Here is a 13,418-nt window from a genome sequence, read left to right as displayed (position 1 = left end):
GACGCCGTAAGGTCACCGTAGTCCTAGCGGTTTGACAGTTTGCAGCGCGCGGCTGTAGCGTCAAGGACAGCTTGAATGCCTCTCCCAATATTGGATATGCCGCCGATGCTCGATCATACAATTGCCGATATCCGAAACCTGCGGGTCGAGTTCCAAACCAAAGACGGCCCCGTGGTCGGGGTGGAGGATGTGTCTTTTACCGTGAATGCCGGTGAAACCGTATGTATTGTTGGTGAATCCGGCTCCGGTAAATCGGTGTCGTCGTTGGCGTTGATGCGTTTGATTGAATATGGCGGCGGCACAATTGCCGGCGGAGAGATGCATTTTCACCCCCAGGACGGGGCCGATATCGATCTTGCGCAGACCGAACAAAGCCTGATGCGGACCATTCGCGGCAATCAAATCGGCATGATTTTCCAAGAGCCGATGACCGCGCTCAACCCCGTATTCACCGTAGAGCGGCAATTGACCGAAGGATTGCGGCTTCACAAGGGAATGACTAAAAAACAGGCACAGGCGCGGGCGCTGGAGCTTTTGCGTCAGGTGCGCATTCCCGAACCCGAACGTCGTCTGGCGCAATATCCGCATGAATTGTCCGGCGGCATGCGCCAACGGGTGGTGATTGCCATGGCTTTGGCCTGCGCGCCGCGTCTGTTGATCGCGGATGAGCCGACCACCGCCTTGGACGTGACCATTCAGGCCGAGATTTTGGCGTTGATGGATCGGTTGAAACGCGAAACCGGCACTGCGGTCATGTTCATCACCCATGATATGGCGGTGGTGGCGCAAATGGCCGATCGGGTCGTGGTGATGTTTCGCGGCAATAAAGTCGAAGAGGGCACCGTCGAGGAGATTTTCGAGCGCCCGCAACACAACTATACCAAGGCTTTGCTCGCGGCGGTGCCGAAATTGGGCGAGATGCGCGGCAAACCCTTGCCCGAACCGATGCGGCTTTTGGGGCAGGAAGACCAGGAGATCAAACCGATTGTCGGCACCGACGCGCCCTTGCTGACGGTCAAAGGCCTGACCACGCGGTTTGCGGTCAAGGGCGGGTTTTTCCGCCGCACTGTTGCCAATGTCCACGCCGCCGAAGATGTGTCGTTCACCTTGATGAAGGGTCGCACGCTGAGCCTCGTGGGGGAAAGCGGGTGTGGCAAATCCACCGTGGGCCGGTCAATCCTGCGGCTGGTGGAGCCTCTGTCGGGGAGCGTTCAAGTCGGCGATCGTGATATCATCGGGTTGGATAGCGGCGATTTGCGGCGTGCACGTCAGGATATGCAAATGATCTTTCAAGATCCCTTTGCCAGCCTCAATCCACAGATGAATTTGGCCGACCAAGTGGCGGAACCGATGCGGAATTTCGATACCCATCGCGGGGCGGAGCTACAGGCGCGGGTCGAAATGTTATTTGATCGGGTGGAATTGCCGCGCAGCTTTATGCGCCGCTATCCGCATGAATTGTCCGGCGGGCAACGCCAACGGGTCGCGATTGCCCGTGCCCTTGCGCTCAACCCCAAACTTATTATCGCGGATGAGGCCGTTTCGGCCTTGGATGTCTCGGTGCAGGCGCAGGTGGTCAACCTGATGATGGAGCTACAGGCCGATCTTGGGCTCAGCTATCTGTTCATCTCGCATGATATGGCTGTGGTTGAACGCGTCAGCCATGATGTCGGCGTGATGTATTTGGGCCGGATCGTCGAAATCGGGCCGCGCGCCGCCGTGTTCGAGAACCCGCAGCACCCCTATACCAAAGCCTTGATGAAGGCGGTGCCGATTGCCGACCCGCGCAAACGTAAATCGGAAAAGGATTTGAATTTCAAACCGATCCCTTCGCCCATTCATCCGATGGACTATGCGCCAGAGCCGAGCCACTACCGCGAGGTGTCTGCGGGCCATATGGTTTTGACCACCGATAGCGGGTATTGAGTGATCATGACCGAACGCCTTTCTCCGCTGGACCTGATGACCAAATTGGTCAGCTTTCCAACCGTCTCAAGCCTGTCGAACCTGCCGTTGATCGACTGGGTCGAGGAGTATCTGAATGCTCACGGCATCCGCACCCACCGGCATTATAACGAGGACCGCGAAAAGGCGGCGCTTTTTGCCCATGTCGGGCCGGAAGTTGAGGGTGCGGTGGTGCTATCGGGGCATACCGATGTGGTGCCGGTCGAGGGCCAACCGTGGGCCGATGATCCCTTTACCGTGGTCGAACGGGACGGGCGGTATTACGGGCGCGGCTGTTGCGACATGAAGGGCTTTGACGCGCTGGCGATCTGGGCCTTGGTCGAGGCGAAGCATCGCGGCGTCACGCGCCCGTTGCAGATCGCGTTGAGTTATGACGAAGAAACCGGATGCACCGGCGCACCGCCGATGATCGCCGCAATGCAGGGCGTTTTGCCCAAAGGCGAGGCCGTGATCGTAGGCGAGCCGTCGAGCATGGATATCGTCACCGGCCATAAGGGCGGCGCAAGCTATGCAACCCATGTGATCGGTTTTGATGTGCACAGCTCGCTTATGCACACCGGTGTCAATGCGATCATGGAAGGGGCGAAATTGATCACTTGGGCCAACGATCAAAATGCCGCCAACCGCGCACTGGCTCCCTCGGCGGTCGCTGCGATTTTCGAGCCGCCTTGGACCACGGTGCATGTCGGGACGATCCGGGGCGGCACGGCCCATAACATCACGGCGCGCGATTGTTGGTTCGATCTTGATTTTCGGGTGTTGCCGGATGAGGATCCGGTCGCATGGCGCGCCGCCTATTTCGACCGCGTGGCCGAGGTCGAGGCCGAAATGCAATCGGTGCGCCCAGAGGCGCGTATTGAAATCGAGGAAGTGTTTTCAATCCCGCCGCTGCGGCCCGAACAGGACGGCGCGGCAGAGGCTTTGGCGCGCCGCGTGACGGGGGCAAACGGATCAAAGGTCGTCAGCTACGGCACCGAGGCGGGGCATTTTCAAACGGCGGGATATTCCGTTGTTGTCTGCGGCCCCGGCGACATCGCGCAAGCCCACCAACCCGATGAATTTATAGAAAAATCCCAGTTTGAGGCCGGTCATGCATTCATGCGCCGCCTGCTGGACCAATTGGCGGAAGGATAACCCATGCCTGTCAAAAACCGGTTCGCCGAATTGCACGATGACATCACCGCATGGCGCCGTGATATCCACGCCCATCCCGAATTGATGTTCGATACGCATCGCACCTCGGCCTTGGTGGCGGAAAAACTGCGCGCCTTTGGCTGTGACGAGGTGGTTGAGGGCATCGGGCGCACCGGTGTTGTCGGGGTGATCAAAGGCCGTAAGAGCGGGTCGGGTAAGGTGATCGGCCTGCGCGCCGATATGGATGCCTTGCCGATTATGGAGGCGACAGGGGTGGACTATGCCTCGCAAACGCCCGGCGCGATGCATGCGTGTGGTCATGATGGCCATACGGCGATGCTTTTGGGGGCGGCGCAATACCTGTCGGAGACGCGCAATTTTGATGGCACCGTGGTGTTGATTTTCCAGCCCGCCGAAGAGGGCGGCGGCGGCGGAAAAGTCATGTGCGATGACGGCATGATGGCGCGTTGGAACATTCAAGAAGTCTACGGCATGCACATTTGGCCCGGTATGCCTCTGGGCAGTTTCGCCATTCGTGAAGGCGGGTTCTTTGCCGCGACGGATGAATTTACCGTGACGATTGAGGGGCTTGGTGGTCACGCGGCGAAACCGCATGAGACCATCGACCCGATTGTGACGGCCTCGCATGTGGTTCTTGCGTTGCAAAGCATCGCCAGCCGCACTGTCGATCCAACCAAACAGGTCGTCGTGTCGGTGACCTCTTTGCGCACGGACACGGATGCCTATAACGTCATCCCGCAGCGGGTCGAATTGCGCGGCACGGTGCGCACATTGGATCGCGATGTGCGGGTGCAGGCCGAAGAGCGTTTCAGAGCATTGGTGTCACACACGGCAGCGGCTTACGGCGCAAGGGCGGACATCCATTTTGAAAACAACTATCCGGTGATGGTCAACAGTCCGGCGCAAACCGAATTTGCCGCAGATGTGGCGCGCGACGTTTCCGGTGATTGCGCCGAGGCGCCGCTTGTCATGGGGGGCGAGGATTTCGCCTATATGCTCGAAGAACGCCCCGGTGCCTATATTTTGGTCGGCAATGGTGACACGGCGATGGTGCATCACCCCGAGTTCAACTTTAGCGACGAGGCGATTCCTGCGGGCTGTAGCTGGTGGGCGGGGATTGCGGAGCAGCGGATGCCGATCGGGTAAGAGTTGTTGTGAGCAATGATCAATAACTAAGGGCGGTTTGGCAATTTTTACCCGCCCGTATGGCTCATATGGCGCGACATTTGCCCATCGACGACCTGCCGTGAATAATCAAAATCATGGCCCTTGGGTTTATGGCTGATCGCATCGCGAATCGCGGCCTCTAGGACCGCCGTATCATTGGGGGCATGGCGCAAGGGCGCGCGCAGATCGGCCATATCTTCTTGGCCGAGGCACATATACAGCGCGCCGGTGCAGGTCAGCCGCACACGGTTGCAACTTTCGCAGAAATTATGGCTCAGAGGGGTGATGAAGCCGATTTTTTGTCCGGTTTCCTCGATCCGCACATAGCGCGCAGGCCCGCCGGAGCGTTCGGCCAAATCGGTCAGCGTATAATGTTCCGCATAGGCCGCGCGCAGGTCTTTGAGCGGCCAGTATTGGTCCAGACGATCCTCGTTTCCGATGTCGCCCATGGGCATGACCTCGATCCAGGTCAAATCCATATCGCGCGAAGCACACCATTCGGTGATCGGGATCAGTTCGCTCTCATTGAACCCTTTGAGCGCCACGACGTTGATTTTCACCCGCAGACCGGCGTTTTGCGCCGCATCAATCCCGCGTAAAACTTGATCCAAACGGCCCCATCGGGTGATTTCGGCGAATTTTTGCGCGTCCAGCGTATCAAGCGAGATGTTCACGCGTTTGACGCCCGCTGCGGCCAAAGGCGCGGCGAATTTTTCCAACTGCGATCCATTGGTGGTCAGCGTCAACTCCTTGAGCGCACCGCTTTGCAAATGCCGCGACATGCCCTCGAAAAACGTCATAATCCCGCGCCGCACCAAAGGTTCGCCGCCGGTGATGCGCAATTTCTCGACGCCCAGCCCGATGAAGGTCGAGCACATGAAATCCAGCTCTTCCAACGTTAGCAATTCTTTTTTGGGCAAAAAGGTCATGTTTTCCGACATGCAGTAGACACAGCGAAAATCGCAACGGTCGGTGACCGAGACGCGTAAATAATTGATTGCGCGCGCAAAAGGATCGATCAGCGGGGCAGTGGGTGTGGCGATGTCTGTATGTGTCATAGGCAGAAGGTAGGGGCGCGTGCGGCGCGGGGCAAGTGCGATCTTGGTGTTGTGGCGGGCTGAATTTCGGCCTAGCCTTCGGGCATGACACATATCGTATCGCGCTCGGTTTTTCTTCTCTGTCTGGCTGCCTTGGCGGGCTGCGCAAATCCTCTGCGCACCGCGAAACAGGAGGCGCCCGTTGCTGCGCCGCAGGCCGATATGGTTGCCCCGACGCGGCTCGAGAGCGCCCCCAAACGCCCGCCTGCCTCGGCCCGCACGGTCGAGCAATTTGACACCACAACGACACAGGACCGCGCCGCTGCCGTGGCAGCGCCGGATCAGGGCAAAGGCGTGCTCTTGGGGCGCAGCGTTACCAGCCTTGGCGCGCCAACAGAAGCGGGGTTTTGGGTCAAGACACCGTTGGTCACAACGCGGGCAAAAGGGCGTGTCACCAGCCCGCAAACCGGCAATAGCGTGCAGGTGGATTTGATCCCGTTGGGCGGCGAGGCGACCGGCGGGAGCCAGATATCACTGGCGGCGATGCGATTGCTTGGCGTGGCGCTGACCGATCTGCCGGAATTGGATATTTATCAGCAATAGGAACCGGTTATCCGGCGGGCGTGTCATCGTCCGGCGCGATCTCTGGCGCGGTGTTTTCGGTTGTCTTGCTCGGCGCATCCGGTGTGAACGTTGCCTTGCCTTTGGGTTTCGGCCCAAGAAACTTTGCCGCTTCCTTGCGGGCAAAGGGTTTCATATCCTTGGCGTTATTGGTGAGAAAATATTGCGCCCGTTCCGGATCATGTTTCGACAAATCGCGGATCCACCATGCCACCGATTTCTGGATGAACCAATCGGGATCGCGCACATAATTCGTCGCCCACCCAAGCACCCGTTTGCGGATGGCCATTTCTTCCGGTTTGGGGTGGTTTTGTTTGGTGTAGGGCAGGGTGATGACCATGGCGGCGCGGCGGGTCCAATGGTGCTCCGACTTGGTCCAAGCCTCGATTTCCTCGATCCGTTCGGGATGCGCGACAAGACGCTTTTGCCCCGCCATCATCGCATGGTCCGCGATCGCCCAACTGTCGAATTGCGGCACCCAGGAGACGATCAAATCCCAAACCGCTTGGTCGTCCTTGATCCGCGCTTGGGTTAGCAGTTTGGCGGCGGCCAATCGGGCCTCGAAAATATCGGTGTCCCATAGAGCCGAGGCCAAAGCCACGCGCTCGGCGACATTCATGTCCTGGCGCCAATTTTTGGCCAGATCGTTGATCGCGGGATTGGGCACGCCAAGATAGTCGCGCGGGGCCTTGTGATATTCCGCCATGCCTTGGGCACGGCCCTCTTCGATATGGGCGCGCAGGTCATGGAGCGCGGCATCTAAGGTCATGGTCATTCGACAGTCACCGATTTGGCTAGGTTGCGGGGTTGGTCCACGTCGGTGCCTTTGGCGACCGCCGTGTGATAGGCGAGAAGCTGCGCCGGAATGGCGTAGACGATCGGCGCAAGGACGGGATCGATGGCGGGCATGGTGATGGTTTTCCACGCGTCTGCGGCGGCGTCTTTGGCGCCGGCGGCATCGCTGATCAACAAGACCTTGCCTTCGCGGGCCATGACCTCTTGCATGTTGCTTACCGATTTCTCGAAAAGACTGTCACGCGGGGCAAAAACCACCACTGGCACGTTGCGATCAATAAGGGCAATGGGGCCGTGTTTCAATTCGCCGGATGCGTAAGCTTCGGCGTGTATATAGCTGATTTCTTTTAGTTTTAGAGCCCCCTCAAGGGCGAGCGGATACATCAATCCGCGCCCCAAGAACAACACATCCTGGGCTTCGGCCAATCCGGTGGCGCAGGCTTGCATCGCCGCGTCCTCGTCCAGCGCGGCATTCAAAACAGTTGGTAGGGCACGCATATGTGACGTCAAATCCGCCAAACGCTCCGGCGTCATGCGACCGCGTTGTTTGGCGGCCTCGAGCGCCAGAAGCAGCAGCACGGTCAACTGACAGGTGAAGGCTTTGGTCGAGGCGACACCGATTTCCACCCCGGCCAAAATCGGCAGGGCCACATCGCTTTCGCGGGCGATGGAGCTTTCGGGGACATTGACCACCGACAGGATTTGATCGGCCTTGCCTTGGCAATAGCGTAGCGCGGCGAGCGTGTCTGCGGTTTCGCCCGATTGCGAGACGAACAGAGCGGCGGTGCGGTCCGAAATGGGCGGTTCTCGGTACCGGAATTCCGACGCGACATCGACCTCAACGGGCATGCCGGCGATCTGTTCGAACCAATATTTCGCCGTGAGGCAGGCATAGAACGCCGTGCCACAGGCGACCATTGTGAGGCGGTCGAGTTTGGTGAAATCAATTTCGTCCGGCAGGGCAATGTCGGTGCCCTCCGCGCCAAGATAATGGCGCAGTGCTTCGCCAATGACGCGCGGTTGTTCTGCAATCTCTTTGGCCATGAAATGTTTGTGGCCTGCCTTGTCAACGCGGGCGGCGTCGATGCGGATGGTGCGCATCTCGCGGGTGACGCTTTGCCCGTCCGCATCGCGGATCTCGCAAGAATTGCGTGTCAGGATCACCCAATCGCCGTCCTCAAGATAGGTGATTTTATCGGTCATCGGCGAAAGCGCAATCGCATCCGATCCAAGGTACATCTCGCCCTCGCCATGCCCCACGGCCAATGGCGATCCTTTGCGCGCGCCGATCATGAGATCATCCTCGCCCGAGAACAAAAACGCGAGGGCAAAGGCGCCGTCGAGCCGCGACAGGGTCTTGGCGGCGGCGTCAACCGGGCTCATGCCGTGATCAAGATAATGCGCGGTCAAAAGAGCGATGGTTTCGGTATCGGTTTCGGTGTGGAAATTGACGCCAAGCCCGGCCAATTCTTCGCGCAACTCACGGAAATTTTCGATAATGCCGTTGTGAACCACGGCGACATCGCCGGCTTGATGCGGGTGGGCGTTGGTGACCGACGGGCCGCCATGCGTCGCCCAACGGGTGTGGCCGATGCCGGATTTTCCGGCCAAAGGATCATGCACCAAAAGGTCCGACAGGTTGACCAATTTGCCAACCGCGCGGCGGCGATCAAGAACGCCATCATTCACCGTCGCAATTCCGGCGCTGTCATAGCCGCGATATTCGAGGCGCTTGAGGGATTCGACCAAAATCGGGGCGGCTTCGTGGCTGCCTAATACTCCAACGATACCACACATTATTCGGCTTCCTCGTTTTGCTTGCGCTTTTTGGATGTCAGCATTTCGAACAATTTCACCGCGAGGCCGGCTTTGTTCGCCTGTTTGGCGCGGCCAAGGGCGAGTGCGCCGTCGGGCACGTCGGATGTGATGACCGATCCCGATCCGGTCATCGCCTCATTGCCGATTTTGACCGGCGCGACCAGCATGGTGTTCGATCCGATAAAGGCATCGCGGCCAACCTCGGTATGGTGTTTGAACACGCCGTCATAGTTGCAGGTGATGGTGCCTGCGCCGATATTGCTGCGCGGGCCAATCGTGGCGTCGCCGATATAGCTCAGGTGATTGACCTTGGCACCGGCTTCGATTTGGGCGTTTTTGACTTCGCAGAAATTGCCGACGCGCACGTCCTCGGCCAATTCCGCACCGGGGCGCAGGCGGGCATAGGGGCCGACAATGGCGCGTTGGCTGACGTGGCATCCTTCGAGGTGGCAAAAGGCGCGGATATGCGCGCCGCTCTCGATGGTGACCTCGGGGCCAAAAACGACGTTTTGCTCGATGATACAGTCGCGGCCCACAATGGTGTCATAAGCGAAATGCACGGTTTCGGGCGCGGGCAGGGTGATGCCGTCCTCCAATGCGGTTTGGCGGGCGCGGGTTTGAAACGCGGCCTCGGCAGCGGCCAGTTCCACGCGCGAGTTGACGCCCAATGTTTCGGCTTCGTCGCAAGTGACGGCGGTGGCGGTTAACCCGCGCGCGCGCGCCAAACCGATGATATCGGTGAGGTAATATTCCCCCGCCGCATTGTCGTTTCCAACCGCGCTCAGCAGGGAGAAAAGAACGTCGGAGGAGGCGCAGATCACGCCGCTATTGCAAAGGTTTATGCCGCGTTCTTCATCGGTTGCGTCCTTGTATTCAACAATCCGGTCGAGCGCCCCGCCGTCCGACACTACCAAGCGTCCATAGCGCCCCGGATCCGCCGCCTCAAAGCCCAGAACAACCACGTCGTATGTATCGCGTGCGGCGCTCATGGCTTCTAATGTTTCGGGCCGGATCAGCGGCGTGTCGCCATAAAGAACAATGACGTCACCCTTGAAATCCGACAGCGCCTCTTTGGCCTGTAAAACCGCATGGCCGGTGCCCAGTTGTTCGGTTTGCAAAATCACCTCGGCGGTGTCGTCATAGGCGCGCGCGGCGGCGTCGACCAAATCGGCTCCATGTCCTGCGATGACGATGTTGCGGGCGGGGGCGAGGGCGCTGCCCGCGCGCATCGCATGGACCAAAAGCGGCGCATGGGCGATTTGATGCAACACCTTGGGAAGGTCGGAATTCATCCGCGTGCCTTTGCCTGCGGCGAGGATGACGAGAGCCGTGCTCATGGGCGATACCTTTATTTCGAACGGGGCCTGTACCCCTTCGTGTCATTGCGAGAGACGTCCCGCTGTTTGAACCCGTTTTAGACAGATGCGGGCGCGGCGCAAGGGTGGGGGGCTTCAAGAATGATTGCGGCCTGTGACAAAGACAGGCAAAAAGACGCTGATGGGCAAATGAGCAAGGCGGAACAGGCGATGGGCGAGGCAGCAGGCAGAGGCGCGGGCAGGCGGGCGGTGATTTTTGATCTCGACGGAACCATTGCAGACACTAGCCATGATTTGGTCAATGCCGCCAATGCGTGCTTCATCGGCATGGGGGTGGGCGATATGCTCGATCCTTTTGCCGATGCGGCGGTGGCCGTGGGCAAAGGCGGCATGGGGATGCTCCGCCTCGGGTTGGAGCGGATGGCGTTTGCCGGTGATATCGACGCACAAATCGCCGCGCAATATCCAAATTTGCTGAAGGCGTATGAGGCGGATATCGCCCGCCATACGGTAATTTATCCGGGGTTTCTGGAGGCCGCAGCGGCGCTGCGCGCGGATGGATATGCCGTGGGCATTTGTACCAACAAACCTGAATATCTGGCGGTGCAATTGCTTGATGCCTTGTCGATTAGCGGTGTGTTCGATGCGGTGATCGGCGCCGATACATTGCCGACTCGCAAACCCGATCCCGCGCCGTTGCGCGCCGCGATTGAACGGGCGGGTGGGGATACGGCGCGGGCCTTGCTTGTTGGCGATACGATCACCGATCACACCACGGCGCGGGCGCTTGGGGTGCCGTCGGTTTTGGTCACTTTCGGTCCCGGCGGGCGGAGCGTCGAAGAGATGGCTCCCGATCATCTGTTGGAGCATTATGACCATTTGCCCGAGGTCGCGGCGCGGCTATTGGGGGGAAGGTCGACGTGATGCAAGAGGTCTTCACCGGCAGTTTCACCCAACAAGAGCCAATCCCCGAAGACGCGATCGCCGCTGCCGTCGCGGTCATGCGGGGCGGCCGGTTGCACCGCTATAACGTCGCGGAAGGCGAGGCCGGCGAGGTGGCCTTGCTGGAGCAGGAATTCGCGGCCTTTACCGGCGCGAAATACGCCTTGGCGGTGGCCTCGGGCGGCTATGCTTTGGGCTGCGCCTTGCGAGCATTGGGCGTGGGGCATGGGGATGCGGTTTTGACCAATGCCTTCACCTTGGCGCCGGTGCCGGGGGCGATTGCGGCTGTCGGTGCGGTGCCGGTCTATGTCGGGGTCACCGAAGGGTTGGTGATTGATCTGGATGATCTGGAGGCCAAGGCGGATCGCGCCGATGTTCTCATGTTGAGCCATATGCGCGGGCATCTGTGCGATATGGACCGTTTGATGGCGATTTGCGATGCGCATGGCATTCAGGTGGTCGAGGATTGCGCCCATACGATGGGGGCCGATTGGCGCGGGGTGCCGTCGGGGCGCCATGGGGTGATCGGGTGCTATTCGACGCAGACCTATAAACATATCAACTCCGGCGAGGGCGGGTTTTTGATTTGCGATGATGCGGATGTGATGGCGCGGGCGGTGATGCTGTCGGGGTCTTATATGCTTTATGATCGTCATTTGGCCGCGCCCGCGCCAGAGGTGTTCGAGGCGGTGAAATATGACACGCCGAATGTGTCGGGCCGGATGGATCATTTGCGCGCCGCGATCTTGCGGGTGCAATTGCGCAGCCTGCCGGATCAGGTCGCCGAGTGGAACGCGCGCTATCGTGTGGTCGAGGCGGGCTTGCGCGACACTGCCGGATTGACGGTGGTGGAACGTGCAGATGGCGAGGGCTACGTCGGATCGTCGATCCAGTTTTTGCTTTTGGATTGGCCACCCGAAAAGGTGCAATCGGTTTTGACACGCTGCGCGGCGCGGGGCGTGGAGTTGAAATGGTTCGGCGGCGCGGAGCCTGCGGGGTTTACCTCGCGCTATGACAGTTGGCGGTACGCCCCCAGCACGGCCATGCCGGCAACTGACCGGATTTTGGCGGGGCTGTTGGATATGCGTTTGCCATTGACGTTCAGCCTTGATGATTGCGCGCTACTGGCGCGGATCATTCGGGCCGAGGTTGCGGCGGTCTATCAATCCGCCTGAGCGGGACGCGATCAATCCGCCTGAGCGGGACGCGATTTGAGGCGCGCAAAATCCCATGCGCCCGTCGCACATCAAGCGCGCGCCGCATATAAAGCCCTGCGATAAGCGCCCCCTGCATCGGTGTATCGGGCGCGCCTTCGCCCTTGGGCAACGGCCCGATGTGGTGGGCGGTAAGGAATCTCTTGAACGATGCAAAGACATGGCGTAGTTTAATGAACAAACGTTCAATAACGGAGGGGCTTGAGCGATGTTCAACCACACAATGACGTTCGATCTGGGTGAAGATGTCAACGCGCTGCGCGATATGGTGCACCGGTTTGCACAAGAGCGGATCAAGCCGTTAGCGGCACAAATCGACGAGAGTAACGAATTCCCCAACGAGCTTTGGACGGAGTTCGGCGATCTTGGCCTTTTGGGGATCACCGTGCCCGAAGAGTTTGGCGGCGCTGGCATGTCTTATCTTGCGCATGTGATTGCGGTGGAAGAAATTGCACGGGCCTCGGCCTCGGTGTCGCTGTCTTATGGCGCGCACTCGAACCTTTGCGTCAACCAAATCAAATTGAATGGCACCGACGCGCAGCGGCATAAATATCTGCCCGGATTGATTTCGGGGGCCAATGTCGGGGCCCTGGCGATGTCCGAACCCGGCGCCGGATCCGATGTGGTGTCGATGAAATTGCGCGCCGAAAAACGCAACGATCACTATCGTTTGTCGGGCAATAAATACTGGATCACCAACGGCCCGGATGCCGACACATTGGTGGTCTATGCCAAAACCGACCCCGATGCCGGATCCAAGGGCATGACCGCCTTTATCGTCGAAAAATCCATGGCCGGTTTCTCAACCAGCCCGCATTTCGACAAACTGGGGATGCGCGGATCGAACACTGCCGAGTTGATTTTCGATGGCGTCGAAGTGCCGTTTGAAAATGTGCTGGGCGAAGAGGGCAAAGGCGTGCGCGTTTTGATGTCCGGTCTGGATTATGAACGCGTGGTTCTGGCGGGTATTGGCACCGGGATCATGGCGGCCTGCCTAGACGAGATCATGCCATATATGGTCGAGCGCAAGCAATTCGGCCAACCCATCGGTAATTTCCAACTGATGCAGGGCAAGATCGCCGATATGTATGCGGCGATGAATTCGGCGCGGGCCTATATCTACGAAGTGGCGCGGGCCTGTGATCGCGGCGACGTGACGCGTCAGGATGCGGCGGCCTGCTGTTTGTATGCCTCCGAGCAGGCCATGGTGCAGGCGCATCAGGCCGTGCAAGCCATGGGCGGCGCGGGCTTCTTGGCCGATGCGCCCACCGCGCGGCTTTTCCGTGATGCCAAGTTGATGGAAATCGGCGCGGGCACCTCGGAAATCCGCCGGATGTTGATCGGCCGCGAAATGATGGGCAAAATGGCCTGATGCACGGCGGGGAGCG

General features: G+C 59.5%; 11 protein-coding genes. 7 read left to right on the top strand and 4 right to left on the bottom strand.

The annotated features are described in order from the left end of the window. The first annotated feature begins 105 nt into the window (after nt 1-105). From DI396_RS06195 to DI396_RS06185, 3 genes are read left to right on the top strand one after another with little or no spacing between them, the layout of a single operon-like run. On the top strand, nt 106-1,926 hold the full coding sequence (locus DI396_RS06195) for an ABC transporter ATP-binding protein (RefSeq protein ID WP_110795405.1): 1,821 nt from the start codon (nt 106-108) through the stop codon (nt 1,924-1,926). Between the two features lie 6 nt (nt 1,927-1,932). Further along, nucleotides 1,933-3,099 carry an acetylornithine deacetylase gene (gene argE / locus DI396_RS06190; RefSeq protein ID WP_110795287.1) on the top strand — a complete coding sequence of 389 codons (1,167 nt, stop codon included), beginning with the start codon at nt 1,933-1,935 and terminating at the stop codon, nt 3,097-3,099. A gap of 3 nt (nt 3,100-3,102) precedes the next feature. Further along, nucleotides 3,103-4,266, top strand: coding sequence for a M20 aminoacylase family protein (locus DI396_RS06185; RefSeq protein ID WP_110795286.1), 1,164 nt, complete (start codon nt 3,103-3,105; stop codon nt 4,264-4,266). A gap of 47 nt (nt 4,267-4,313) precedes the next feature. Here DI396_RS06185 and moaA read toward each other — a convergent pair whose 3' ends face one another. Continuing rightward, nucleotides 4,314-5,345 carry a GTP 3',8-cyclase MoaA gene (gene moaA / locus DI396_RS06180; protein ID WP_110795285.1) on the bottom strand — a complete coding sequence of 344 codons (1,032 nt, stop codon included), beginning with the start codon at nt 5,343-5,345 and terminating at the stop codon, nt 4,314-4,316. A gap of 84 nt (nt 5,346-5,429) precedes the next feature. On the opposite strand from moaA, the gene DI396_RS06175 reads away from it, so the two are divergent. Next, entirely contained in the window at nt 5,430-5,927 is a 498-nt protein-coding gene (locus DI396_RS06175; protein WP_110795284.1) for a hypothetical protein, read from the top strand. A gap of 7 nt (nt 5,928-5,934) precedes the next feature. Here the strand turns inward: DI396_RS06175 and DI396_RS06170 are convergent, their stop codons facing one another. The 3 genes from DI396_RS06170 to glmU are packed head-to-tail and all read right to left on the bottom strand — an operon-like array spanning nt 5,935 to nt 9,895. Next, a complete protein-coding gene (locus DI396_RS06170) occupies nt 5,935-6,714 on the bottom strand; it encodes a DNA alkylation repair protein (RefSeq protein WP_110795404.1) in 780 nt (259 codons plus the stop codon). 2 nt (nt 6,715-6,716) lie between these two features. Then, on the bottom strand, nt 6,717-8,537 hold the full coding sequence (glmS, locus tag DI396_RS06165; RefSeq protein WP_110795283.1) for a glutamine--fructose-6-phosphate transaminase (isomerizing): 1,821 nt from the start codon (nt 8,535-8,537) through the stop codon (nt 6,717-6,719). Continuing rightward, a complete protein-coding gene (glmU, locus tag DI396_RS06160; RefSeq protein WP_110795282.1) occupies nt 8,537-9,895 on the bottom strand; it encodes a bifunctional UDP-N-acetylglucosamine diphosphorylase/glucosamine-1-phosphate N-acetyltransferase GlmU in 1,359 nt (452 codons plus the stop codon). Before glmU ends, glmS begins: the two co-directional genes overlap by 1 nt. Before the next feature lie 168 nt (nt 9,896-10,063). Between glmU and DI396_RS06155 the strand changes: the two genes are divergently transcribed. The 3 genes from DI396_RS06155 to DI396_RS06145 all read left to right on the top strand — a co-directional run bounded on the left by DI396_RS06155 (nt 10,064) and on the right by DI396_RS06145 (nt 13,402). Then, nucleotides 10,064-10,798: an HAD-IA family hydrolase gene (locus DI396_RS06155; protein ID WP_235851762.1), complete on the top strand. Its 735-nt coding sequence runs from the start codon at nt 10,064-10,066 to the stop codon at nt 10,796-10,798. Continuing rightward, entirely contained in the window at nt 10,798-11,991 is a 1,194-nt protein-coding gene (locus tag DI396_RS06150) for a DegT/DnrJ/EryC1/StrS family aminotransferase (protein ID WP_110795281.1), read from the top strand. Before DI396_RS06155 ends, DI396_RS06150 begins: the two co-directional genes overlap by 1 nt. A gap of 247 nt (nt 11,992-12,238) precedes the next feature. After that, nucleotides 12,239-13,402 (top strand): isovaleryl-CoA dehydrogenase, encoded by a 1,164-nt coding sequence (locus DI396_RS06145; RefSeq protein ID WP_110795280.1) that lies wholly within the window; start codon nt 12,239-12,241, stop codon nt 13,400-13,402. Nucleotides 13,403-13,418 lie beyond the last annotated feature (16 nt).

It is taken from the genome of Litorivita pollutaquae (assembly GCF_003205515.1).
Classification (GTDB): Bacteria; Pseudomonadota; Alphaproteobacteria; order Rhodobacterales; family Rhodobacteraceae; genus Litorivita; species Litorivita pollutaquae.
The sequence above is the reverse complement of the archived record's forward strand: the minus strand, read 5'-3'. Positions and strand labels throughout refer to the sequence as shown.